This window comes from Allostigmatella hybrida (assembly GCF_020103775.1).
GTDB lineage: Bacteria > Myxococcota > Myxococcia > Myxococcales > Myxococcaceae > Hyalangium > Hyalangium aurantiaca.
In genome coordinates, this window is record NZ_JAHXBH010000001.1 from 20,118 (window position 1) to 43,238 (window position 23,121).

Annotated in this window: 16 protein-coding genes and 1 pseudogene; 13 read left to right on the forward strand and 4 right to left on the reverse strand. The window is 63.9% G+C overall.

Going from position 1 to position 23,121, the window contains the following annotated elements; genetic code table 11:
- Positions 1-8: 8 nt before the first annotated feature.
- The 11 genes from KY661_RS00090 to KY661_RS00140 all read left to right on the forward strand — a co-directional run bounded on the left by KY661_RS00090 (position 9) and on the right by KY661_RS00140 (position 9,571).
- On the forward strand, positions 9-1,814 hold the full coding sequence (locus tag KY661_RS00090) for a sigma 54-interacting transcriptional regulator (RefSeq protein ID WP_225408228.1): 1,806 nt from the start codon (positions 9-11) through the stop codon (positions 1,812-1,814).
- A 73-nt stretch (positions 1,815-1,887) separates the two neighbouring features.
- The gene (locus KY661_RS00095; protein WP_225408229.1) at positions 1,888-3,030 is read left to right on the forward strand and encodes an AAA family ATPase; all 1,143 of its coding nucleotides are present in this window, start codon (positions 1,888-1,890) and stop codon (positions 3,028-3,030) included.
- The gene (locus tag KY661_RS00100) at positions 3,027-3,479 is read left to right on the forward strand and encodes a hypothetical protein (protein ID WP_225408230.1); all 453 of its coding nucleotides are present in this window, start codon (positions 3,027-3,029) and stop codon (positions 3,477-3,479) included. The genes KY661_RS00095 and KY661_RS00100 overlap by 4 nt, the downstream gene beginning before the upstream one ends.
- Before the next feature lie 15 nt (positions 3,480-3,494).
- On the forward strand, positions 3,495-4,823 hold the full coding sequence (locus tag KY661_RS00105) for a serine/threonine-protein kinase (protein WP_225408231.1): 1,329 nt from the start codon (positions 3,495-3,497) through the stop codon (positions 4,821-4,823).
- 57 nt (positions 4,824-4,880) lie between these two features.
- Positions 4,881-5,675: a DUSAM domain-containing protein gene (locus KY661_RS00110; protein WP_225408232.1), complete on the forward strand. Its 795-nt coding sequence runs from the start codon at positions 4,881-4,883 to the stop codon at positions 5,673-5,675.
- Between the two features lie 79 nt (positions 5,676-5,754).
- Positions 5,755-5,922 carry a hypothetical protein gene (locus KY661_RS00115; RefSeq protein WP_225408233.1) on the forward strand — a complete coding sequence of 56 codons (168 nt, stop codon included), beginning with the start codon at positions 5,755-5,757 and terminating at the stop codon, positions 5,920-5,922.
- A 292-nt stretch (positions 5,923-6,214) separates the two neighbouring features.
- Complete coding sequence (locus tag KY661_RS00120) at positions 6,215-6,496, forward strand: hypothetical protein (RefSeq protein ID WP_225409156.1); 282 nt, start codon at positions 6,215-6,217, stop codon at positions 6,494-6,496.
- Positions 6,497-6,571: 75 nt separating this feature from the next.
- Complete coding sequence (locus KY661_RS00125; protein WP_225408234.1) at positions 6,572-7,345, forward strand: SIR2 family NAD-dependent protein deacylase; 774 nt, start codon at positions 6,572-6,574, stop codon at positions 7,343-7,345.
- Positions 7,346-7,353: 8 nt separating this feature from the next.
- Positions 7,354-8,100 (forward strand): endonuclease/exonuclease/phosphatase family protein, encoded by a 747-nt coding sequence (locus KY661_RS00130; RefSeq protein ID WP_225408235.1) that lies wholly within the window; start codon positions 7,354-7,356, stop codon positions 8,098-8,100.
- A 56-nt stretch (positions 8,101-8,156) separates the two neighbouring features.
- On the forward strand, positions 8,157-8,684 hold the full coding sequence (locus KY661_RS00135) for a metal-dependent hydrolase (RefSeq protein ID WP_225408236.1): 528 nt from the start codon (positions 8,157-8,159) through the stop codon (positions 8,682-8,684).
- 8 nt (positions 8,685-8,692) lie between these two features.
- Positions 8,693-9,571: a hypothetical protein gene (locus KY661_RS00140; RefSeq protein ID WP_225408237.1), complete on the forward strand. Its 879-nt coding sequence runs from the start codon at positions 8,693-8,695 to the stop codon at positions 9,569-9,571.
- On the opposite strand, the gene KY661_RS00145 is transcribed toward KY661_RS00140, so the two are convergent.
- Positions 9,572-10,708, reverse strand: a complete 1,137-nt coding sequence (locus KY661_RS00145; RefSeq protein WP_225408238.1) for a WD40/YVTN/BNR-like repeat-containing protein — start codon at positions 10,706-10,708, stop codon at positions 9,572-9,574. It lies immediately after the preceding gene.
- A gap of 107 nt (positions 10,709-10,815) precedes the next feature.
- Here KY661_RS00145 and KY661_RS00150 point away from each other — a divergent pair, with 107 nt between their 5' ends.
- A complete protein-coding gene (locus KY661_RS00150; RefSeq protein WP_225408239.1) occupies positions 10,816-12,264 on the forward strand; it encodes a hypothetical protein in 1,449 nt (482 codons plus the stop codon).
- 397 nt (positions 12,265-12,661) lie between these two features.
- On the opposite strand, the pseudogene tnpC reads toward KY661_RS00150, so the two are convergent.
- Both tnpC and KY661_RS37665 read right to left on the reverse strand, forming a co-directional pair.
- Positions 12,662-13,753: pseudogene (gene tnpC / locus KY661_RS00155) on the reverse strand (IS66 family transposase); the annotation flags it as partial.
- Positions 13,754-13,934: 181 nt separating this feature from the next.
- Entirely contained in the window at positions 13,935-17,540 is a 3,606-nt protein-coding gene (locus tag KY661_RS37665) for a kelch repeat-containing protein (RefSeq protein WP_398577122.1), read from the reverse strand.
- 832 nt (positions 17,541-18,372) lie between these two features.
- Here KY661_RS37665 and KY661_RS00165 point away from each other — a divergent pair.
- Positions 18,373-21,732: a kelch repeat-containing protein gene (locus tag KY661_RS00165; RefSeq protein WP_225408240.1), complete on the forward strand. Its 3,360-nt coding sequence runs from the start codon at positions 18,373-18,375 to the stop codon at positions 21,730-21,732.
- 160 nt (positions 21,733-21,892) lie between these two features.
- Here the strand turns inward: KY661_RS00165 and KY661_RS00170 are convergent, their stop codons facing one another.
- Positions 21,893-23,092 carry an MFS transporter gene (locus tag KY661_RS00170; RefSeq protein ID WP_225408241.1) on the reverse strand — a complete coding sequence of 400 codons (1,200 nt, stop codon included), beginning with the start codon at positions 23,090-23,092 and terminating at the stop codon, positions 21,893-21,895.
- Positions 23,093-23,121: the final 29 nt, after the last annotated feature.

Consider the following 23,121-nt stretch of genomic DNA (forward strand, 5'->3'; position numbering starts at 1 on the left):
GGCAACCCATGAGCAAGGCCAGTGAGGTCGGGGTCTCGACCGCCGTCAACGACGTGGGGCCCCCCGCTCGGCGGGGGCCTCCACCCGAGCTCGAGGGCCCCTACCTGCTCGTCTTCGAGAACGACTCCTCGCGAATCGTCCGCCTGCCCAGCACGGGGGAGGTGCTGGTGGGGCGGGGCGACACGGCGCACCTGCGGCTGCAGGACGGGGCGGTGTCGCGCTCGCACGCGCGGTTCGTGCTGAAGGAGGACGAGGCGCACCTCATCGACCTGGGGAGCCAGAACGGCACGGCGGTGAACGGGGAGCGCATCCAGTCGCCGAGGCTGATGCTCTCCGGGGACATCATCACGCTGTGCGGGGTGACGCTGGTGTTCCACGGGCCGGCGCGCTTGCGCACGCGCAGGCCGCTCCTGGCGCTGGGGGCGTTCCGGCAGCGCATCGAAGAGGAGCTGGAGCGGGCGGCGCGCTACGAGCGCACGTTCAGCCTGGTGTCACTCGTGTGCCAGCAGGGGCTGGAGGACGAGGCGGCGGACGTGCTGGTGGGGCAGCTGCGGCTGATGGACGTGGTGGGCAGGGCAGGGGGCGGACAGCTGCTGCTGCTGTTGCCGGAGGTGGGGGCGGACGGGGCGGGGGCGGTGGTGGCGCGGCTGCTGAAGGAGAGCGGGCGGGCGCAGTGGAAGGCGGGCTTTGCCTGCTACCCCTCGGACGGCTGTGACGTGGACACGCTGATGTCGGGGGCGGGGGCGGCGGCGGGGGCGGCGACGGAGGGACAGGCGGCGGCGGTGGCGCAGACCTTCAAGCTGCTGCGGGTGGGCGAGGCGTCGGTGGTGGTGGCGGATCCGGCGATGCTGCGGCTCTACGCCTTGATTGCACGGCTGGCGAAGGCGGAGCTGCCGGTGCTGGTGCTGGGGGAGACGGGGACGGGCAAGGAGCTGGCGGCCTCGGCGCTGCACCACTGGTCCAGCCGGGCGGGGGCGCCGCTGGTGGCGCTGAACTGCGCGGCGTTCCAGGAGAACCTGGTGGAGAGCGAGCTCTTCGGCCACGAGAAGGGAGCCTTCTCGGGGGCGGTGAGCCGGAAGACGGGGCTGCTGGAGGCGGCGGACGGGGGCACGCTCTTCCTGGACGAGGTGGGGGAGCTGTCGCTGGCGGTGCAGGCCAAGCTCCTGCGAGTGCTCGACACGCAGCGCTTCACGCGGGTGGGCGATACGAAGGAGCGCGCCATCAACATCCGCCTGGTCGGCGCCACGAACCGGGACTTGGAGCAGGAGGTGAAGGCGGGGCGGTTCCGCCAGGACCTCTACTTCCGGCTGAGCGCGGCGAAGCTGTGCCTGCCGCCATTAAGGGACCGCAAGCTGGAGCTGCCGCTGCTCAGCCAGAGCTTCCTGGACGAGGCGTGCCGGAAGGTGGGGCGGCCGAGGATGACCATCACGGCGGGGGCGCTGGAGCTGCTCTCGGCGCACCTGTGGCCGGGCAACGTGCGCGAGCTGCGGAACCTGATGAACTTCGTGGCGGCGGGAACGGCGGGAGAAGTGCTCGCGCCCGAGGACCTCTGGGACTCGCTCGGACCAGCCTCCCCGGAAGGAACGAAGGACGCCAGTGTGCCGGATGCCGCGAAGGGCTTCCGTCCCATCGAAGAGGAGATCCGCAACCTGGAGCGCAGCCGCATGCAGGCGGCGCTGGTGGCCTCGGGAGGAAACAAGACGCGGGCGGCGGAGCTGATCCGCATGCCGCTCAGAACCTTCCTGGCGAAGCTCAAGCGCTACACGGCGGCGGACCCCACCTTCGCACCAGGCCCTCCCTCTCGCGAGGGCTGAGGAGCGACCACACGTCCTAACTTGTCGGTCACAGGGCTCTGTGACAGCCTCGAAGCCCTTTCTCGGAGGCCACTTGCCAGCGGACGTTTTGGAGGTCCAAAACTTTGGGCAGATCGCGAGTGCACGCATCGCGTTCGGAGATCTGACCGTACTTGTGGGCCCGCAGGGAGCTGGGAAGAGCCTGTTGTTGCAAACCTGGAAACTCGCGCTCGATGGGGGCGAGATCATTTCCGCGCTTCACGATGCAGGGATCAAACCCTCAAATCCAGCGGAACTGATCGATGCGTATTATGGCGAAGGGATGCATGCTGCTTGGAGTTCCAAGACACGCGTGCTCGTCAATGGAAAGCCCCTGCAACTCAGAAAGGTGATGCGTGCCAGGAATGCGGTGCCGCGTGTCTTCTTCGTTCCCGCGCACCGCGCGCTGCTGATGAACGAGGGGTGGCCATCGCCGTTCATGCGTCTCAAGGCGGATACACCCGCGGTAGCGAGGCTGTTTAGCCAGAGCCTCTACGACCGCTTCACGGGGAATCAGGCCGGAGATCTATTTCCCGTCGAGCGGCGGCTCAAACAAAGTGTGCGGGAGTTGATCGACGGCGCTGTGTTCCATGGCGGCAAAGTGAGGCTTGAGAAGGCAGGGCTCCAAACCCGGCTGGAGCTCGGCTACGGCAAGACCCATCTCCCGTTCATGACGTGGACGGCAGGCCAGCGGGAGTTCACGCCACTGCTCCTGGGACTTTACCGGGTGCTGCCCGAGCGCCGCGAGACGAAGGATCCGGACATCGACTGGGTCATCATCGAGGAGCCGGAGATGGGGCTTCATCCGCAGGCGCTGAACGCCATCATGGCGCTTGTGCTCGATCTGCTCTGGCGGGGCTATCGCGTCATTCTCTCGACCCATTCGCCATTTGTGCTGGATGTGGTTTTCGCCATCCAAGCGCTCCGGGAAACCAAGAATGGAGCCCAGCAGCTGCGCAAGGCGTTCGGTCTGCCAAGCACGGGCGACGTGCGCAAGTTCATCACCGCGGCTTTGGAGAAGTCCACGCGCACGTATTTTCTCGGGTTTGATGAGCATCTGCGGGTCAGGAGCCGGGACATTTCAAGCTTGGATCCAAGCTCCGACGATCGTTCCACACGGGAATGGGGCGGCCTGACGGGCTTCAGCGGAAATTTCGGAAGGGCCATCTCCGACGCGATGAATGAGGAGAGCGCGTGAGCGTTCGCAAGGCACTGAAGCCGGGCTCTGGGCTCATGGACCGGGTGAAGCAGGGGAAGAAGGGACTCAAGAGCGCGGACCGTGGCCGCGTCCATGAGGCGGTGACCCGGGTGACGGACTCCATGGACCTCGATGCGGCAACGGAGCAGACGCATGGCAACGAGCATCGGTGGGACTATCTGCTAGGAACGGACCGGGCTTCTCTCGCCCTTGTGGCCGTGGAAGTCCATGAAGCCAATACGGGACAAGCAAAGGTTCTCGTGGCCAAGAAGCGCGCGGCCCAGGAAGTCCTGCGCTCCCATCTCAAGGGTGGCGAGACCGTCAAGCGCTGGTACTGGATCGCCAGCGGGAAGACGCGGGTGACGCGAGGCACACCTGAATCCAGGTTGCTCGATCTGGCAGGCATCGTCCTGGTGGGCTCCCAACTGAAACTCGACGACGAGGAGTGAGTTTCAGAGCTGCCCATGACGAACTCAGCTGGACTGGCGCCTGGAACGGAAGTCGGCGCCTGGCGCGTGGTGAGCCACCAGGGCCAGGGGGCCTACGGCGCGGTCTACCGGGCCGAGAGGGTAGGCGCTGAAAGCGCGGGCCCGTTTGCCCTGAAGCTGGCGCTCCATCCCTTGGATCCCCGCTTCGAGCGGGAAGGGGAGTTGCTCGCGCGCTTGAACTCACCCCACGTGCCGCAGCTTCAGGACCGGGGCTGGTGGATGCCGGAGGGGACGCCCTTCCCTTATCTGGTGATGGAGTGGGTGGAGGGGCTGCCCCTGTACGAGTGGGGCACGCGGCACGTCCTCACCTCCCGGCAAGCGCTGCGGCTCCTGGCGCACGTGGCCCGGGCGCTGGAGGCGACGCACGCGGTGGAGGGTGTGCATCGGGACGTGAAAGGGGACAACATTCGGGTGAGAGCCGATGGCACGGCGGTGCTGATGGACTTTGGCTCGTCGAACTACCGGCAGGCGCAAACGCTCACCCACCAGCATCCCCCTCCGGGAACGCCCGAGTATCAGAGCCCCGAGTCTCAGCGCTTCCAGTGGGAGACGAGACACCAGCCGAGGATCCGCTACGAGGCCCAGCCCGCGGATGACGTGTATGCGCTGGGGGTGACGGCCTATCGCCTGTGTACGGGACAGTACCCACCCGGCCTGGAACTGAAGCAGACCGAGGAGGGCTTCGAGTTCGTGGATCCGCCCTGGATCCCACCGGAAACGCTGGCCTCGGTGTGCCCGGAACTGGCGGCGCTGATCCGGCAGATGTTGCACGAAGATCCCTCTAAAAGGGGCAGCGCGGCCTCGGTAGCCCAGGCACTGGAGCGCGCGGCGAAGAAAGCAGGCCGTGCAGCGGACCTGCCACTGACCGGGGGCCAACACGTGGCCTCGCCACCTCCAGCGTCTGCCGCATGGAGGCCCGCGCTCGTGGCGGCCCTCGGGATGTGCTTGATGGTGGCTGTGTGGTGGCTGGGCCCCCAATCCCCTGGGGACGATAAGGTCATGGCAGAAGAGCATCAACCAGCGGAAGGTCCGGTGGGCCTCGCCGATTCAACGCTGGATGCCTCAACGGCAGAGCCGCCGGCTGAGTTCGAGCAAGGCGGAATGGCCCTCGATGTGCCAGAGAAGCCGTTTCCTGGCCAGCATCGGCCGCCCTGCGGCAAGCATGAGCTCAAGATCAATGGCGGATGTTGGGGACGGTTGAGCGAGGCCACCCCACCGTGCGGTACCCGTGCATACGAATGGAAGGGCATGTGCTACGTGCCCATGTTTGATCCACCCCGGCCCTCGACCTCGAATCCGCCATGAATGACTCAACCAACATGTGCAATGCGCCCATGCCCAGGCGGAAGCGGTGGGAGAGTCATGACGGATGAGGACCAACTGGACTGGGAACGCATTGAGGAACTGGACCGCAAGGTATCGGTGCAGGGAGAGCCTCTCGAACTCAGTGACGAGACCTGCGCCATCTTGAGGGGAGGCGCCCGGCTCGTGGCCATCCGCCCCGCGGACACCACGGAAGCGCTGCGGGAAGCCGCAACAGCGGCTCACCACTTGAAGGAGATCACACGGCGCCTCAGAGATGGGTCCGCACGATTGGGAACAGCGGATGCCCAGACGGAGCCCCTTCGCGACAAGGGGGACTTCGCGGGGGCGAGGAGGGTGCTGGAGGACGCGCTCGCTGCCGAGGCCGTTCCTTTCTACCGGGAGCAACTCACCGGCAGGCTTGAGGATCTGGCGACGCTTGAGGCGGTGTTCCGGACCGGGCGCGTGACCGAGGACTTCCACCCCTGGGGGCAGGTTCGAGCCCTCACTCTCCGGGTTCAGCAAGGCACGCCGCTGGAACTTCGCGATGACTTGCGTGGCTTCCTTCGGAAGACCGCCCCTTCTGTGGCCATCAGCGAGGCAGAGGCGGAAGAGGCTCTCAAGACACAGGAAGGCACGGCGGCGCTCCTCGCGCAGATGGTGAAGCGCATGGAAGACGGGAAGCAGCGAATCTCACAAGCGCTCTACCAGATGATCCGGTGTCAGGAGGCGGGGGATCTCGACGGGGCACGCCAGCAGATGCGTGACGTGCTGGCCGTGGAGGTCGTGCCCTTGTACCGCCGAGCTGCGGAGGAGAACCTGGCGAGCCTGGATGAACCCACTCCGGCACCTTGAATCCCGGAATTTCCCCCTTGCATGTGGACGCCATCGCCAACACCGTGAAGGCAGGACACAGCCCCGGAGGGTGCACACCATGAAGAAGAACCACTCGTTCGATTCGCAACCCGCCTGGGCGCGGGCCCAGTCCAAGAAGATGGGCAACCCCGTCTCGAAGATCACCAAGGTCGCGGGCCGCCGCATTGGCGGTGCCCTGCGTGCGGAGCAGGCGAGGCAGCAGAAGCGCAAGGACTCGCGGCACTGAGGCCTCGCCCGTCAGGACAGCAGACGGGCAGACACTCGCGGAGGCGATGGGAGTGTTGAAGAGACGCAGCGTCCGGAGGGACCCAGGTCCTTCCGGACGTCGTGTTTCGCGTGTCTGTGTTGCCGCTGTTTCAGCCCTCCAGGAGGCAAATGATGAAACGCGAAGGCTCTGTTACGGGAGTGTCGGAACGGAGTAAGCCCGCAGTGTCTCATTGCTCCCTGTGTGAGCACCCTGTAAATTGCTCCATGTCTCTTTAAGCGGACGAGACAGAAAGAACAGGAAGACCGTGAAGATGCTGCGAGCCAAGTTCATCCTCCTGGCGATGGCGATGTCCTGGGCGGGCTGTGGTGTGGCCCCGGAAGAGCAGGAGGCCCTGTCCGGCGGGGACGTGACAACGGAGGCCAGCGTCGAGGCGCCGATTCAGGTGGCCTGTGAGGCGGGACCGCCGTCGAACTTCTGCCAGAACGTCGAGGGCAAGGCCTGTGCGACGACGTCCACGCGCCGGTGCTACCTGCCCAATTACTGCGAGTGGTTCTTCTGCCGGTGCACCAACGGCGTTTGGACCTGTCAGTAGCGCTCCGTAGCCCCCGCCTCCGCGGTTCGAGCCTGTCCCGGCCACCCCCGGGGCGGGCTCTTCTCTTGGACTTCCATGGAACAAGATCTCACGCGAGTCATCGGGCACCTGTCCCGGGCCCGGAGTGTGCTGTTCGTCACCGGCGCTGGCATCTCGGCGGAGTCGGGCATCCCCACCTACCGGGGCATCGGTGGGCTCTACGAGGGGAAGACGGCCGAGGACGGCGTGCCCATCGAGGTGGCGCTCTCGGGGAGCATGTTCCGGTACCAGCCGGAGCGGACGTGGAAACACCTCCACGACATCGAGCGCGCCTGCCGGGGGGCGGTCTTCAACCGCGCGCACGAAATCCTGGCGCAGCTCGAAGGCTGCTTCGAGCGCTGCTGGGTGCTCACCCAGAACGTGGACGGCTTCCACAGGACAGCGGGCTCGAAGAACGTCATCGACATCCACGGTGACATCCATGAGCTGCGCTGCACGCGGTGTGATTTCGCGGAGCGTGTCGCGGACTACGCGCACCTGCCGCCCTGTCCGTCCTGTCCCCGGTGCGGCGCGGTGGTGCGCCCGGACGTGGTGCTCTTCGAGGAGCTGCTCCCGCCCACGAAGGTGGCGCTCATGGAGCAGGAGCTGATGCGGGGCTTTGATCTGGTGTTCTCGATCGGCACCTCCAGCCTCTTCCCCTACATCACCGCGCCGGTGCTCCAGGCGGCGAGGCGCCAGCGTCCCACGGTGGAGATCAACCCGGGGCGCACCTCGCTCTCGGAGTACGTCGATGTCCGGCTGGAGGTGGGCGCGGTGGCCGCGTGCGAGGCCTTGTGGGCCGCCCGCGGCCAGTGGGAGCGCCGCGGTTAAAGGAGCGCATGTTGCGAGTGCTCACGCTGAACATCGCCCACGGCGTGCCCACGAGCCCCATTCCGCTGCCCTTCCTGCTGCCCCGCCGCCGGCTGCTGGAGCACCTGGACCGGATGGCTGGGCTGCTCGCGGAGCGGCGGGCGGACGTGGTGGCGCTCCAGGAGGTGGACCGCGCGGGCCTCTTCAGCGGGACGGTGGATCCCCTGGAGCGGCTGGCCCACCGGGCGGGGTACGCGCACGTGCTGCACGGCCCGCACCTGCACTGGCCGGGCGTCTGCGCCCGGGGGACGGCGCTGCTGTCCCTGCGGCCTCTGCACGAGCCGGCGTGGAACTCCTTCGAGGCGGACCGGGCGGTGGACAAGGGCTATGTGGTGGCGGCGGTGGAGGACGAGGGCCGCTGGCTCGATGTGGTCTCCGTCCACCTGGACAGCTTCTCGGGGCGCTGCCGCCAGCGGCAGGTGGCGCGGCTGCTTCAGGCGCTCGGCCAGCGTCCGGCCCGGCCCCGGCTGGTGCTGGGAGACCTGAACGCCCCGGGAAGCCCTTCCGGGGAAGCGCCCGCGCAACTGATCCGGGCGCTGGCCCTGCACGCGCCGGACGTGGAGGGCGGCCTCGCCACATACCCCGCGGCGCGCCCCGCCCAGCGGTTGGATTGGATCCTCGCACCCCGCGAGCTGCGCTTTCACGCGCACCGGACGCTCCCCGAACCCGTGTCCGACCACCTGGCGGTGGAGGCGGAGCTGGAGTGGCTCGGGTGAAGCACGGCGGCGCCTCGGGAGGCCAGGACGTCTGCTAGGTTGAGCGCGGAGGGAACGTGGCGAGCTTCGGGCACATCGCGGTGGGACTGGCGCTGGGACGGGTGGGCGCGAGGGAGGCTTCACCTGGCAAGCGGGCCGCTGCGATGGGGGCGCTCGCCGCGCTGGCGATGCTGCCGGACGCGGACGTCATCGCCTTCGTGCTGAGGATTCCCTACGCGGCGCCCTGGGGACACCGGGGCGCCTCGCACGCGTTCGTGATCGCCGCTTTGGTGGCGCTCGCGGTGGCGGTGGGAGTGCGGGTGGCGCGGGGGCCCGCGCTCAAGGCCGGGCTGCTCACCTTCGCCGCCGTGGGCAGCCATGGGGTGTTGGATGCGATGACCACCGGAGGGCTGGGCGCGGCGCTGCTGTGGCCCTTCACCACCGCCCGCTACTTCCTGCCCTGGAGGCCCATCCCCGTGGCGCCCATCGGGGTGGGCATGCTCTCTGCGCGCGGCGTGTACGTGGTGCTGGTGGAGTTGCTCCTCTTCTTGCCCTTCTGGGGCTACGCCCTCTGGCCCCGCCGGAGCCGGCCCCCGGGCGGCTGACCCATTCCATGCGATCCCCTGTCCTGCTGTTCCTCCTGGCCCCCGTGCCGGCCATCCTCCTCGGCGCGGCCGTGGCGAGCCCCGCTCACACCCGGGCGTTTGTCCCGAACGCGCTGGCGCTCCTGCTGGGGTGCGCCTGCGTGTGGCTGTGGAGCCTGCGCTCCCCCTCCAGACGGGATCTGCGCCTGGGGGGCATGGCCCTGGCCGCGTTCGCCGCCATCGCCGCGACGCTGGCCTTCCCAGGCCTGGACGGGGTGCATCGCTGGCTGCCGCTCGGACCCCTTCGCTTGAACGCTTCCGCCGCCTTCCTTCCTTGGCTCCTGGTGGGAATGAGCGCCTCCCATGCCGGGGTGCGCCGTGGGTGCACCGTGCTCGCACTGCTGGCCCAGGGCGTCCACTGGCTTCAGCCCGACGCGGCCCAGGCCACCGCGCTCGCGGGGGGGACGCTCGTCCTGATGCGCCCCTGGGCGCCCGTGCCCGGCAGGCTTCTTCGGATGGCCGTGGTAGGCCTGATGGGGGGACTCGCGGCATGGACATGGGCCCGGGCGGACCCGCTGGCCCCCGTGGCGCACGTCGAGCGGATCCTCTTCCTCGCCGCGGACCGGGGCCCCGTCTGGCTGGGGGCCACCGGGGCGTTGGGGGCGCTCCTGCTCGGGGCGTTCCTGCTCACCGCCAGGGCCTCCGCCCCCGCGCGTGCCTGGGTTGTGCTTGCCTTTGGGATCGCGTTTGCCCTCGCGGTGGGGGCCACGTTCCTTGGGAACTTCCCCGTGCCGCTGATGGGGGCGGGAGCGGGCCCTGTCATGGGCTGGTACGCCTTCGCGGCGGCGCTGGCCCTCCCGGAGCGGCCTGCGCGCGAAGACACCGCTGACGCAGGCCCATCCGTCTGATCACGGGACAAGGCCCGTCTGTTTCAGCCGGACGAGCTGGTAGCCCCTGCCGCCGGGGCCGAAGCCCTGGACATTGGCGAGCTGGAGGACCAGCAATCCCGAGGGCAGCTCGAAGTAGACGTCGGCACGCACGTTGGCGTTGGGGTCCAGGCGGGGGTAGCTGCGCAGCTCCCGCCAATCGACGCCATCGAGACTGCCCCAGACGTGCGCGCTCACCTCGGAGGGAGGATAGATGTCTCCGCCCGGCTCCCGGGCGATGCCCGCCACGAAGCCTCCCGCCTTCAGGGCGTAGGTGGAGTAGGCGGGGCCTGTGAGCTGCACCAGCGCGGCATACGTCCCATCCGGCGAGAGCTGGGCAATGTGCGGCCGCTGCGGCAGGTAGGTGATGTCCTGCCCGAAGAGCAGGCTGCCATCACTGAGCGGCACCGCGTCGACCACGCACCCCTCCTGGCCTCCAAGGACGCGCACCCACGAGTTGCCCGCGTCCACCGAGCGAAAGGTGCCGGCCTTCTGGGGGGTATCTCCGAAGAAGGCCCACAGGGAATGGTGCGCCGGATCCGCCGTCAGCCCGTGGCCATGGCGGTGGCCGGTGAAGGTCTGCCGCACCTCCCAGGTGAGGCCCCGGTCCTTGCTGGCGTGCAGCCGGATGGGCGTGTCCTGGGTGGTGAAGGACTGATATTCGAGGAAGTACACGGTGCCATCGAGCTCCGCGATGTTGTGGGGCGTGAGCATGCGGAAGTCGCCGAGCGAGAGGACCTCGCTCCAGGTGGCGCCGCCATCCGCGGAGCGGGAGAGGTATTGCAGGCCGTCGCGGCTGGTGTTGGCCAGCAGCGTGCCGTCGGCCAGCGCGGACATGACGCGGAAGGCCCCTCCCAGGGGGTGCCGTGCCTTGAAGCTCCAGGTTTGAGCACCATCCGTGCTCGCATAGAGACGGCTGGCCGATTCATCCATCTTCAGCGCATACGCCGTCCCCGAAGGAGCGACCGCCATGAGCTGGTGCGTCGTGTTGGTGAGCACCACCTCCAGGCCAGGCGGGGCCAGGGGCGTGACGGGCTCCGCCGCGTGAAGGCTCGACGTGAAGAGCAGGCACCCCAGCAGGGTGACGTGAATCGGGAAACGCGTATGCAGTGGCATCATGAGCGTCCTGATGGAGATGACGCGCACTGTTGGAAACCCTCCCTTCGGGAGAGGGTTCCCGTCACGGCCCGGAACTTGCGAACCCTCCCTGCGTGGAGGTGGTACCCATGGGGATTCGTGCAGGGGCGGTGGGGGCGGGGCTGGCGTTCATGTCTGTGTTCGCGGTGGGTTGTAGTGATGAACCCAGGACAGTCGAGCCCCCGGAGCAACAGGAGCCCGGGCCACCGCTAGGAAATGAAGTTCCCCCGGAGCGCCCGCCGCTTCCCCCCGAGGAGGACGGCACACCCCCGGCCCCCGTGCCGGACGAGGAGACGGAGCCCGGGCCGGGCGAGCCTCAGAGCGCGGGGCCGTGGCCGGTGGAGGCCATGCTCGACTACACGCAGCGGTTTGGCACCGGGACACCGCAGAGCGTGGGGCTCGATGAAGGGCTGAACCTCTGGCTGCTCGATGGCGGCCGCATCGGCGTCTTGCGCCCGGGAGACGCGGCGCCCACCTGGAGCTCGGGCATCGGCCAGGCACGCCAGCCCTTTGGCAGGGAGTCGCTCGCCATCGGCTCGACGGTCATCTGCGGCGGCGAGGCCGGACGCGCCTACGTGGGCTACCGCGCCGCCGAGATGAAGCGCGCGGAAGGCATCTCCCAGCGCACGTACATCCCGGGCCCGGACGAGGCGTACTACACGCCCGAGCGCTATGCCGAGTACCAGAAGGGAGATCTCGACGCGGTCCGCCTCCAGCCCGATGGGTCCGTCGTGCTGGAGGAGCACCTCTGGCGCACCACGAGCGAGTCGAGCGCGGGCAAGCAGATCGGAATCCACAACACGAACGACTTTCACTACGACGAGGACCGCAGCATCCTGAACTGCGCCCGGGTGACGCGAGGCCCGCATCGCGGCGACCTCTACGTCACGACCAACCACGGGGTGACGCGCATCCAGGGGCTCACCTACAACAGCCACCGTCATCCCGGCTGGTACCTCATCACCGAGAACCCGGACGGAACGAAGGCCGAGTCCCTGCAATGCCCGCCCATGTATGGGCTCGGCATCGCGAAGAACGGAGACGTCCTCGTCGCGAACGAGCAGATGCTGGGCGTCCTCGTTCCGAGCTCGCGGCTGGAGGACTGGGACCGGGAGAACACCTGGGCGGGCCCCACCCCCTGGACGTTCAAGGGCTTCAACGAGGCGCTCAATGGCCAGGCCTCGGATGACTACTGGCGCGCCTTCGAGCAGACGGCCTCGGGCCGCTACTACCTGGGCAGCGCGGAGTTTGGCGTCTGGGCAATGACGCCCAGGTCGCGCTCCTCGGGCAACTGGTCGAAGCTCGCGGGGCTGCCGTCGGAGCGGATCCTCTCGCTCAAGGCGACGGACGATGGGGCGCTCTACATCGGGACGCAGGGCGCGGGGCTCTGGCGGCTGGAGCCGGACGGCGTGACGCTGGCCCAGGTGCCACAGGTGGCCGGCTCAAGCGTCTTGCAGCTCGTCTACGAGCCCACGGTGACGCCGAGCATGCTGCTCGTCCTCACCGACCAGGGGTTGACCGTCCTACGTGGACCATAAGCCAAGGAACGAACTGGCCCACAGAGAGTCCAAAGAGAAGGGGCCCTGCCGCATTGGAATTGCTGGGTGGGAAAGCAGATGCCGACGAGCGAGTACTCAGGTAGTACTCGCTCTCAACTCCGGCTGGCTGCGGCACTGCTGCTGGGCGTAGATGCTCATGGTGATAATGCAGCGAGTTATACTACCCAGCCAGCCGTTGACGGCCAAGGAAGGCGGAGCAAACTCGGCAATAATAGCCGCATTCGCGTAGGAAGAAATTGTGTAACCCGCCAAGGTTATCCAGTCTACGGAATTTGTGCTCCCTTATGCCCTTGGAGTGCTTGCGCGGAACTCAGCGCGGCTAGATATCCAGACGGCGCACAGAGGGGGTGTTGACTTACGGTAAGCGTTCACCAACTCAGGCCGCGATAGGGCGTTGGGTAGCGTCTCCGGCTGGCAGCAGCGACGGCGGCGGCAGGGCGCCTCGGTGCGCAAGGAGCGCCTCTGTCAGGTAATCCAGCACAGGGCAATTTTGGAGTTTGAGTGTCATGACTGCAGTGAGGAGATGCTCCCGACGAAAAGACTGCCCTCAGGGCTTTGTGTTCCAAACGACGTCTTCCTGTATACGACGCCGTGGCGGATGCAACGCTCCCCAAAATTGTTGGTCGGTTTTCCCCCCCCCCGGCATGTCGACAAACGTCTACAAGGCCTTCTCCTGCGTGAGGATTTCCCGGGCTATGCCCGCTGTCTTCTTCTCCGCACACACCGTCGCCTGACGCAACAGTTGGCCCACCCTCTGCTCCACCTGACTCATTTGCTGCGCGAAGTCCGAGCGGGGCAGGGGCCCGGCACGCATTTGGTGCCACCATTTGAACATGCGGTGTCTCTGTCTCATCAGCTTCTTGCCCATGCTCCCTGCCTGTCCCCTCTCTCGATGAAGCCTTGGAAGTCGCGTGTCAGGTGTGCACAGCACATTTGTCGAAGGCCCGGGTCATAACACTCGTACGCACTCCACCTGTCGGTGACGAGGAAGCCGGTGAAATCCTTTCCCAGCAGACTCTTGGCCACGGCGCTGCCCCGACTGGGGGAAATGCGGAAGAGAACCACCCGAGTGGTGGCCACCACCCACAGCCACGCTCTCTTGGCGCACCCCTGGTGTCGGCCTTCCACCCAGCGAGTCTCATCGGCGTGCGCCACTTGGGCCTCGCGGACATACCTTGGCGACGCAGTGACGACAGGGGCGAGGGGCTGGCTCATTTCCCTTTCCAGCGTCACCGCGCTGCCCAGCGACAGTTCCACCCCCAGCATGTCCGAGAGCGCCTCCAGCACCAGCCGCTTGGACAGGCGGTACTTCCCCGCCAGCAGGCTGCTCAGCGCGCAGAGCCTCTCTCCTAAAACGCTTTGCGCTTCAGCTGGCACCTGGGCGCGTCAGTACACCACATCCCGGGCATTTCAACTCGTGACACCGATACTCGGTCACCACCGCCGACAACGGCGGCACCTCCACCACGTCGATAGGTTCTTCTCCCCTCTGTGCGCTCTTGCTCACCCCTCAGACCGCCACTTTCGGTGAACGCTTACTCCCGCCTATACGTCGGCAGGAGGCAGCCAGGCTACGCGAGCAAACCGAGCGGATGGAGAATCCTTAGCCTTACCGCCTGCCTGCCTTTGGCTCCAATCACCCGAGGAACTCAGTACGCGTACAACTCTGCCGTTGCGCTCCCATTACCGTCAAAGCCCATCCCCCCACAGACGAGCACTCGGCCGTCCGGTAGTAGCGTCGTAGTATGGTAGACACGAGGCAAAGCCATGGATCTAGCCGAGTTCCAAGTGCCCAAGGCTGATATGTACACTTCAGCCTTTGAGACGCTTTCAAGAATGCTGCTGTATCCTCCCACGATGAGCACATTCCCGTTGGGGAGAAGCGTTGCCGTATGGTCGACGCGAGAAGAAGCCAGGGAATTGGTAGTGCGCCAAGTGCCTGTCAATGTGTCGTACACCTCTGCCAACAAGCGTCTGAGCCCATAAATGCCCGTGGTGTCGGACCCCCCCGCCACGAGCACTTGGCCGTTGGGCAACAGTGTCGCCGTATGATAGATGCGGCCCAAAACCATGGGGTCTGTAGTGCTCCAGACACCTGTGTCTGGGTCATATATCTCGTTTCCAGACATGGAATCGCCCCCTCCAGCCACAAGCACTTGGCCGTTGGGCAGCAGCGTCGCTGTATGGTATCCATGGCTAGACACTGTGGAGCCTGTAGCGCTCCAAGTATTTGTGGCAAAGTCGTACAGTTCAGCTGATGCGCGTGAGCTCGAACTTCCGTTAGAGCCTCCAACCACTAGCACTTTGCCGTTAGGCAAGAGTGTCGCAGTATGGGGATGATGAGGCGAAACCATAGAGCCAGCAGCACTCCAAATGCCTATGGCTGGGTCATATATCTCTGCGGACAAGAAAAAGTTGCCACCGGCGCCTCCCACGACGAGCACCTTGCCGTCAGGCAGTAGCGTCGCAGTGTGACTGGAGCGAGGAAGTGCCATAGAACCGGTAGCGCTCCAAGTCCCTGTGACCGGGTCGTACACTTCAGATGATGAGAGTGCTGCGTCGTTTCCATGCCCCCCTGCGACAAGCACCTTACCGTTGGGCAGCAGCGTCGCAGTGTGGTACTGACGGGGAGCGCCCATAGAACCAGTGCTCACCCAAGTTCCTGAGACTGGGCCCAGGCCATATACCTCCGCTGATGAGAATTGGTTGGTCACACCTTCTCCCGCCACGATTAATACCTGGCCGTTGGGCAGCAGCGTCGCGGTATGGCCATGGCGGAGGGAGTCCATCGATTCTGTAGTACTCCAAGAGCCCGTAGCCAGATCATACACCTCTGCCGATGAGAGGAAGCCTCTGTCGCTAGCCCCTCCCGCGACAAGCACTTGTCCGTTGGACAACCTCGTTGCCGTATGGCTAGAGCGAGAGTAAGCCATAGAGCCTGTAACGCTCCAGACACCTGTAACCGGATCGTACACCTCCGCTGATGATGCGGCAAAAGAATTGCTATCGTCATAGCCTCCTGTGACAAGCACCTTTCCGTCAGGCAACAGCGTAGCCGTATGGTCAGAGCGAGGCGAAATCATAGAACCTGTAACGCTCCAGATACCTGTAACCGGGTCGTACACCTCTGCCGATGAAAGGGGTTCGCTGCTATCAGCTCCGCCAGCGACGAGAACTTTGCCATTGGGCAACAGCGTCGCAGTGTAGGAGGCGCGAGGAAATGCCATGGAGCCGGAAACGCTCCAGGCACCTGTGGCCGGGTCGTATACTTCAGATGATGAGAGAGCTCCGTAGTTTCCATTCCCCCCTACGATGAGAACCTTGCCATTGGCTAGCAGCGTCGCCGTGTGCAGGACGCGAGGAGATGACATGGAACCAGTGTTACTCCACCTGCCAGTTGCCAAGTCGTACACCTCTGCTGATGAGAGGCTCGTTCTAAAGCTATTCCCCCCCGTGACGAGCACTTGGCCATTGGGAAGTAACGTTGCTGTGTGGGAGGAGCGAGGAACACTCATGGGGACGGCAGCACTCCAAACGTCTGCAGTTGGATCGTACATCTCTGCCGACGAGAGGATTTCTGAGTATCTATGGACCCCCCCCACGACAAATATCTGCCCGCTGGGCAAAAGTGTCGCCGTTTGGAGTCTGCGATAAGCTGTTAAGTATGCCGTTGTCCTCCACCCCCAGGACAAGTCAGGCCCATAGCCTTCGCTCAAACCGTTGCAGTTTTCATCTTCCGGAGTCGAGCCGATCTCCGGCAAGGGCAGTTGTTGCCCCTGACAGATGGTGTTTCCAAACAGATCGCATGCCAAGGCCCCTCCGTGGCAGATACCAACGCCATTGGTCCAACTGGCTCCCCCGTAGCAGGGGAGGCCCTGCCGGTCGGAACAGCCACAATGCTCATCCACTTCTCCATCGCAATCTTCATCAAATGGGCTTCGGCAACTTTCAACTGCAGGCAGTACTTCTCCCTGACAAGCGCTCCATGCGGTGCCAGAAATATTACATTGCTGGCGGCCTGCTCTGCACATTCCCTTACCTTGAGTTTCCGAAGGGCCAGTGTATGAACATGACACGTGAGCGCCCGGTGCGCATATAACCTCGGGCAGGACGAGGTTGACCTCAGTGCATGAGCCGCTACCGCAGACGGCTGCCTCCTGTGTCCCCCTGATTTCCACCACGGCTGTGCCAGGTTGGCCAGCCAGCCCAGAGTAGACGTTGGCTGTAGAGCCTCGCTTGATTTCAATGCACGTGAGGCCATTGCTACCCGTGTAGGAAGCCCAACTGAAACCTGAGTAGCTGATGCCTTGGGAATGGACCTCAGCACCCGAAATGGGTACCCCCATCTTGTCCACGACGGTGACGTTGACACAACTCTTGTCAGTCCAGGGTGCATCGCAATTCCACCAAGTAAAGTGGTTTACTTGAACGGCCCAAACCAGCCTTCCTGGTTGTGTCTGAGAGGAATGGAGGGTGCCAGAACCTTCTTCTCGCCAAAAGCCCGCGTCCAGATCGAACCACCAAGCGGGAATGCTGTCTCCCTCCTGGAACTGGCTGGAGAGCGATTCTGGCAGGACAAACTCCAGGGTGGCTGATTGTCCGGGAGCCAGTTGCACGGGAGCGTCGTTGCTCCATAGGCTCACCTCAGCCATGAAGATACTCTCCAACGACACGCGCTCACTGCCCGAAGAGGGACTTCCCTCCAAGGGACCAGGCATGGCCGAAAGTTGAACCGTGGGATCAATAGGGTTGATGGTAACATGGACGGTGCCTGAGACAGGCTGACCCAATGCATCCACTACAGCGTCAGGGGGGATGGTGACGCGAACCTGTTCTGTCTGAACGATGCCGCCTTGCTCTGCTTGGAAAGAAATGGGAGGGGGCCGCAGCAACAGCTTCACCTGGGCGCCTACGTGCGCGCCTTCCAACAACTCTACTACCGCCGTGGACGAAGTGAATCCTAGAGCATCTACCCGAGCCATGAAACGGCCCGGAGAAAGATTTTCCAAGAGCAGATGGCCAGAACTGTCCACGGGAAAGACAGCGCCCCGAGTGGATATGGCCGCGCCAGGGATCGGGTTGCCCGCCGCATCAACGACTTGCAGGAAGAGACTGGTGCCTGAAGGTTCAGACGGATGCTCCGGTTCCGGAGACCCCGTGGCAGGAGGCTCGCCCGGTCTCTCAACGGTTGAATTGTCACAACTTGAACTGCAGAGGCATAACAACGCCAGCAACAATGGATTCAAGTGATGCATGTCTTCCCCCCTATACAAATCAGCGGCTCTCACTCATCTGAACAAGACATTTGGAGTCTTGCGCCCAAGGTAGCAGGGATGCGGGCGGATTGTGCAAGACGTCCTTCGAGTCATTCACCTGAATGGGTGGAAGTGCGCACAAGAGGGTTAATGGGGGAATTCTGATTGTAACCGTTCTCAGCTCGCGAACGCGGCCTGAGGCGGTGAACGGTTACGACTTACGCACCCACAGCAGCTCCAAGCCGCGCGCCTTGGGCTCACCAGTTCGTGAATCTGGCTTCCGAAACCAGCCCGGTTTGCCCCCGCTCTGGCACGTCATGACAATAGGTCTGAGCCTCCAGTGGTTGGAGAAGTGGCTTACGGCAGAAAGCCTGTAAGACCATGTCAATCGCCCAAGGGTCGGAGTGATGTGCAGGCTCTCTCGCAAGATACCCGTTCTGGCCATGAGAAGGCAGATGCACGCCAACAAACTTCTAGGTCTTGGCGTCGTGAACCCAGTAAGAGCACAAAAGTAAGGACTAGCTCCCTTGCTCAGAGGGAAGGAACCTCTCGGAAGGGCCTCTTGTTAGGCGCTTTAATTTCTGGTCCGCACGTAGTGGGGGAACGCATGCACCATCCTAAGCAATGGCCGGGGCGATGGAGTTCAAATGAGCCTGTGAATGAACAGATGCTCAAAGGTGGAAGGTTGATCATTTCTGTTGTTTGGGGGGTGGTGCTATGCCTCGGAAGCCTTGGCTGTGGTCAATCCATTTCTGAGCCTCCGGACAGTCTCCCACCTACGGACTCTCCGGATCCAGGACAGATTTACGAGCCGTTGGGTGCCAGCTTGTTGATGAAGGTGGTCGATGAGGCTGGCAGCCCAATTGCCGGAGCCGCTGTTTCTTCTCAAGGCGCTGTGTTTTCCGTGGACAGTTCCGGCCATTTGCTCTTGGAAAACCTCTCGCCAGGACGCTTCCTTGCCAGGGTAGATGCTTTAGGTTTCACCTCTGCGACGGCAGTGGTTGAATTGTCGGAGGGGGCGCATCTGGGCACACAGGTAAAGTTGCTGCGCTTGGCTCCTCCGATCTCTTTCCAGGCCGCTCAGGGGGGCGTCATTCAGACGGAGCATGTTCGGCTCACCCTCCCGCCGGACTCCGTGGTGGATGCGATGGGCAAGTCTGTCTCTGGCACCGTGGATGTCACTATCAACCCTATTGATCCTACCCTGCAACTGGCAGCTATGCCTGGCCCACTGGAAGGCGTTGTCTCCTCAGGCAGTGAACGCGTGCAGTTGGAGAGCTTTTTCATGGCGGATGTGCGCCTCTGGAGTCATGGGGCTCCCGTGCAACTGGCTCCAAGCAAACTGGCAACTCTGGAGTTTGTCTTGCCTGATGCGTTGGCCAGCCAGTTTCAAGTGGGCGATAGCGTCCCTGCATGGTGGTTCGATCTGGACGCAGGCTACTGGCGCGAGGAGGGGGCTGGCACCATCCAACCTTCGCGGGCTCAGCCAGGCAAGCTGGTTTGGGTTGTTCAGGTGAATCACTTTACTTGGTGGAATTGCGATGCGCCTTGGACGGACACGAGCTGTGTCGACGTTTCCGTAGTGGACGAGCAAGGCTCTCCCATTTCAGGTGTTTCGGTCAGCGGCCAAGGAGTTAGCTACATGGGCATCAGCGGCCCTTTCTATTCTGGCACAGACGGCCGTGTATGCATTGGGATCAAGCGGGCAGCCACGGTCAACATCTACGCCGGGCTGGCTGGCCAGCCCATTGCTGCCATGGTGACGGTCACAGGGACACAGGAAGCGGCTGTCTGTGGTGGCAGTTCATGCACCGAACTCAATCTTGTCCTGAAAAAACCTGTTTGTTCACCAGGGGCTTACGTGCAGTGCCCGTACTCGGGACCTGCGGAAGCTCAAGGGCAAGGAATATGCCGCTCTGGCCGCCAACAGTGCAATATCCACGGAACTGAGTGGACTGCTTGTCAGGGTGAGGTACTTCCAAGGGATGAGAGCTGTCAGAGTCCGTTTGACGAGGACTGTGATGGGGCGGTGAATGAGGGCTGCGGTTGTTCTGACCTGCAGGGTCAGCCTTGTTATGGAGGCCCCAAGTGGACAGAAGGCGTCGGCATCTGCCACGGAGGGACGGTGGCCTGCGACTTGTTTGGGAATGCCGTTTGCCAAGAGCAGCAACTCCCCCTTGAGGAGATCTGCTCGACGCCTGAGGATGAAGATTGCAATGGCGTGAGTGAAAGTTGCGACCCCGTGACGTGGGGCACTATCGAAACAGAGCCCATGGTTTATTTTCGAACGGCCCACACGGCAACATTGCTGCCCAACGGGCAGGTGCTCATCATGGGAGGTAATGGCGCAGGCGACATAACGCTCTCATCAGCGGAGGTATACGATCCAAAGACAGGAGCTTGGCGTGTTGTCAGTTCCATGATTTCGGCCCGTCAACATCACACTGCAACGCTACTTCCCAACGGCCAAGTCTTTGTTACAGGAGGACGCAATGCGGGAGCGTATGTGCTCTCGGCGGAGATGTACGACCCTGCGACGGATACTTGGCACGCTGTGAGTCCTAGGAAAGGACCTCATGTAGGTCATACCGCGACGCTACTGCCCAACGGGAGGGTGCTTGTTGTGGGAGCTGACTATAGCCCAAATGCAGAGGTGTATGATCCAGCCACGGATACTTGGGATCCTACAGGTTCTATGAACGGATTGCCTAGCGGGCACACGGCGACCTTGCTGCTCAATGGGCAAGTGCTTGTTGCAGGAAAGAGTACGGGTTCAAGGGGTTCGCCGTCGTCAGAAGTGTATGACTTTGCCTCGAACACTTGGAGTGATGCAGGTGCCATGGTCTCGCCGCGCGGTGGACATACAGCGACGTTGCTGCGCAATGGGCAGGTGCTTGTCACAGGCGGATATTATGAGGGGTTGATCAGTACTTCATCGGCAGAGGTATACGATCCAATGGCAAGAGCTTGGCGATCAACAGGTTCCATGGCCTCGGTCCGCAGTTCGCACGCTGCGACGCTGCTTCCTCAGGGGCAGGTGCTTGTCACGGGGGGATTCGGCGAGGAGCCTGTCTTGGGAACCGGACAGCTATATGACCCAGTCTCGGGCTCCTGGAGCGCGGCTGGGGCTTTGGTTTATCCATTCCGCCATTCCCATACGGCAACGCTGCTGCCCGATGGCCGAGTACTTATCGCAGGCGGTTACTCCACCGTATATTCTGCTGAGATTTACGGTCCAGCCTTGGGTTCTTGGAAAACCTCGGGTTCTATGGCCTCACCTCGTTACAGCCATACAGCGACGGTTTTGCTCGACGGCCAAGTGCTCGTCGCAGGTGGGTTCAACGAGGGTCCTCTCTCTTTGGCAGAACTGTACAATCCTGCCTCGGGCATTTGGAGTGCGACGGCCGCTATGCGCTCGCCTCGAAGTCATCACACAGCAACACTCTTGCTTAATGGCCAAGTGCTCGTTGCAGGAGGCTCCAATGGGCTCGACAACCTCTCCTCGGCTGAACTGTACGATCCTTCGACAGGCAGTTGGAGAGAAACAGGTGCCATGCTTTCAGTTCGAGGAGGTCATACCGCGACATTGCTGCTCAATGGCCAAGTGCTTGTTACGGGGGGGCGTGACGGTTCACCGTCGGTGGAGCTATATGATCCTGCGGCAGGAAATTGGCGAGAGACAGGCGCTATGGTTTCAGTTTTCACCAATCATACGGCGATGTTGCTTTCCGACGGTAAAGTGCTGGTCACAGGGGGAACGTCGGCAGAGGTATACGACCCAGAGCTAGGCACCTGGAGCAGTTTGGGGGCCACGGTGGCGCATCACGCGGCAACGCTTCTGTCCAATGGAAAAGTGCTCCTCACAGGGGGAACACCTGCTGCGGTATATGATCCGGTGTCAGGCACTTGGAGCAGTTTCGCGTCTCCTCCCCTCCCTCTGCCAAACCACAGAGCGATGTTACTGCCCAACGGCAAGGTGCTTATTTCGGGCGGCTTTGGCTTAGTAGATGTAGATGGCCGGGCGAACGCAGAAGTATATGACCCAGGTCTGAGCCTCCGCTCAACTGCTGGCGCCATGGCTTCACCTCGCATGTTTCATACTGCGACCCTGCTGTTGAATGGGCAGGTGCTCATCGCGGGAGGGACAAGTGGCAGGAGCACATTGCCGAGTACTGAATTATACACCCCCTGAATTATGATTACTTCATTCAACTGCCCAGGCCTCTAATTCAGCACACGTGCTCTGCTCTGAGTGGGCCTGCGTGCTGGAGTCTGCTTCACAGCCTGAGCGACCAATCCCAAGTGGTGTAGGATTTGGTGGCAGCAGATGAAAGTGGGCGGGCCTGAACGCGTCAGCCCGCGGCGGGCGGCTCGGTGGGGAGGCTCAGGTGCCGCTCCTCGATGCGCGAGCCCGCCGCGAGCACGAGGATGCCCCCGCCCAGAAAGGCCAGCGTCCAGGACAGCGACCTCTCGGCGAGCAGACCGATGAGGGGATTCATCACCACAATTCCCAGCGTGCGCACCATCGACACGAAGGAGAGCACGGTGGCCCGCCGCTCCGAGGGCACGTGGTGGTTGATATAGGCGCTGAACAGGGGGATGCGCGGCAGGCTGAAGGTGAAGCCCAGCACGATCCCCAGGATGACGAGCGGCAGCCACTGGGTGGCCGAGAGCAGCAGGAAGCTCAGGCCGGTGAGGACGCTGGCCGCGAGCAGGAGCCGGCGCATGGAGCCGCTCCAGCGCTCGAGCCGCGCGGTGTTGCCCAGAAAGACGATCTGCCCGAGACACGACAGGGCATGCACGATGCCAAAGAAGCGCAGGGGCATCCCGGCGCGCTCCAGCAGGGGCTGGAACAACCAGATGATGCCCCAGGCGAGGGCATTCGTCAGGGCCAGCTCGACGGCGAGCAGCAGGACCACCTTGTGGCCCAGGAAGTAGCGGCCCCCCTCGGTGAGGATGCGCAGGTAGGGGACGCGGCCCGGGGCCTCCCGGGCCTGGACGGCGGGCTCCTGCAGGGTGAGCGAGAGCAGACAGGCGAGGGCGGCGGGAATCGCATAGGCCGCCATGGGGGCGCTCATGCCGAAGGCGCTGGCGATGAAACCTCCCGCGAGGGTCGCGGTGATGATGCCGCCGAGCTTGAAGGACTCCATGCGGCCGAGGATCTGGGCGGCGCGGTCCGCCTGTCCGCTCGCCTTGAGGCTGTCATAGGCGAGCGCCTCGTCGGCGCCGGAGTGCAGGGTGTAGGCGATGGCGAAGAGCGCCTCGGCGGCCATGAACACCCCGAAGGAGGGCCGCGACACGTAGAGCAGGGCCGCGCCCAGGCCCACGGCGCTGCCGAGCGCCAGGGACACCTTGCGCCCGAGGTAGTCCGCTACGGTGCCCGTGGGCACCTCGAAGAGGAAGTTGCACAGGAAGAACCAGGCGTTGAGGTAGAGCACCTGCGCCAGCGAGAGGCCGCCCCATTGCGTGTAGAACGGCACGAGGACGGCGGCGAAGAAGTGCATCCAGAACAGCAGCCGGATGACCTGGAGCTTCCAGAGATTGGACCTCACGCGCGTTCTCTCCCGGGATAGACTGGCGG

Excerpts from the sequence above, each read along its gene's own strand:
- KY661_RS00090 (WP_225408228.1), top strand. The coding sequence starts at position 9 with ATGAGCAAGGCCAGTGAGGTCGGGGTCTCGACCGCCGTCAACGACGTG.
- KY661_RS00105 (WP_225408231.1), top strand. The coding sequence starts at position 3,495 with ATGACGAACTCAGCTGGACTGGCGCCTGGAACGGAAGTCGGCGCCTGG.
- KY661_RS00110 (WP_225408232.1), top strand. The coding sequence starts at position 4,881 with ATGACGGATGAGGACCAACTGGACTGGGAACGCATTGAGGAACTGGAC.
- KY661_RS00115 (WP_225408233.1), top strand. The coding sequence starts at position 5,755 with ATGAAGAAGAACCACTCGTTCGATTCGCAACCCGCCTGGGCGCGGGCC.
- KY661_RS00120 (WP_225409156.1), top strand. The coding sequence starts at position 6,215 with ATGCTGCGAGCCAAGTTCATCCTCCTGGCGATGGCGATGTCCTGGGCG.
- KY661_RS00125 (WP_225408234.1), top strand. The coding sequence starts at position 6,572 with ATGGAACAAGATCTCACGCGAGTCATCGGGCACCTGTCCCGGGCCCGG.
- KY661_RS00130 (WP_225408235.1), top strand. The coding sequence starts at position 7,354 with ATGTTGCGAGTGCTCACGCTGAACATCGCCCACGGCGTGCCCACGAGC.
- KY661_RS00140 (WP_225408237.1), top strand. The coding sequence starts at position 8,693 with ATGCGATCCCCTGTCCTGCTGTTCCTCCTGGCCCCCGTGCCGGCCATC.
- KY661_RS00145 (WP_225408238.1), bottom strand. The coding sequence starts at position 10,708 with ATGATGCCACTGCATACGCGTTTCCCGATTCACGTCACCCTGCTGGGG.
- KY661_RS00150 (WP_225408239.1), top strand. The coding sequence starts at position 10,816 with ATGGGGATTCGTGCAGGGGCGGTGGGGGCGGGGCTGGCGTTCATGTCT.
- KY661_RS37665 (WP_398577122.1), bottom strand. The coding sequence starts at position 17,540 with ATGCATCACTTGAATCCATTGTTGCTGGCGTTGTTATGCCTCTGCAGT.
- KY661_RS00165 (WP_225408240.1), top strand. The coding sequence starts at position 18,373 with ATGAAGGTGGTCGATGAGGCTGGCAGCCCAATTGCCGGAGCCGCTGTT.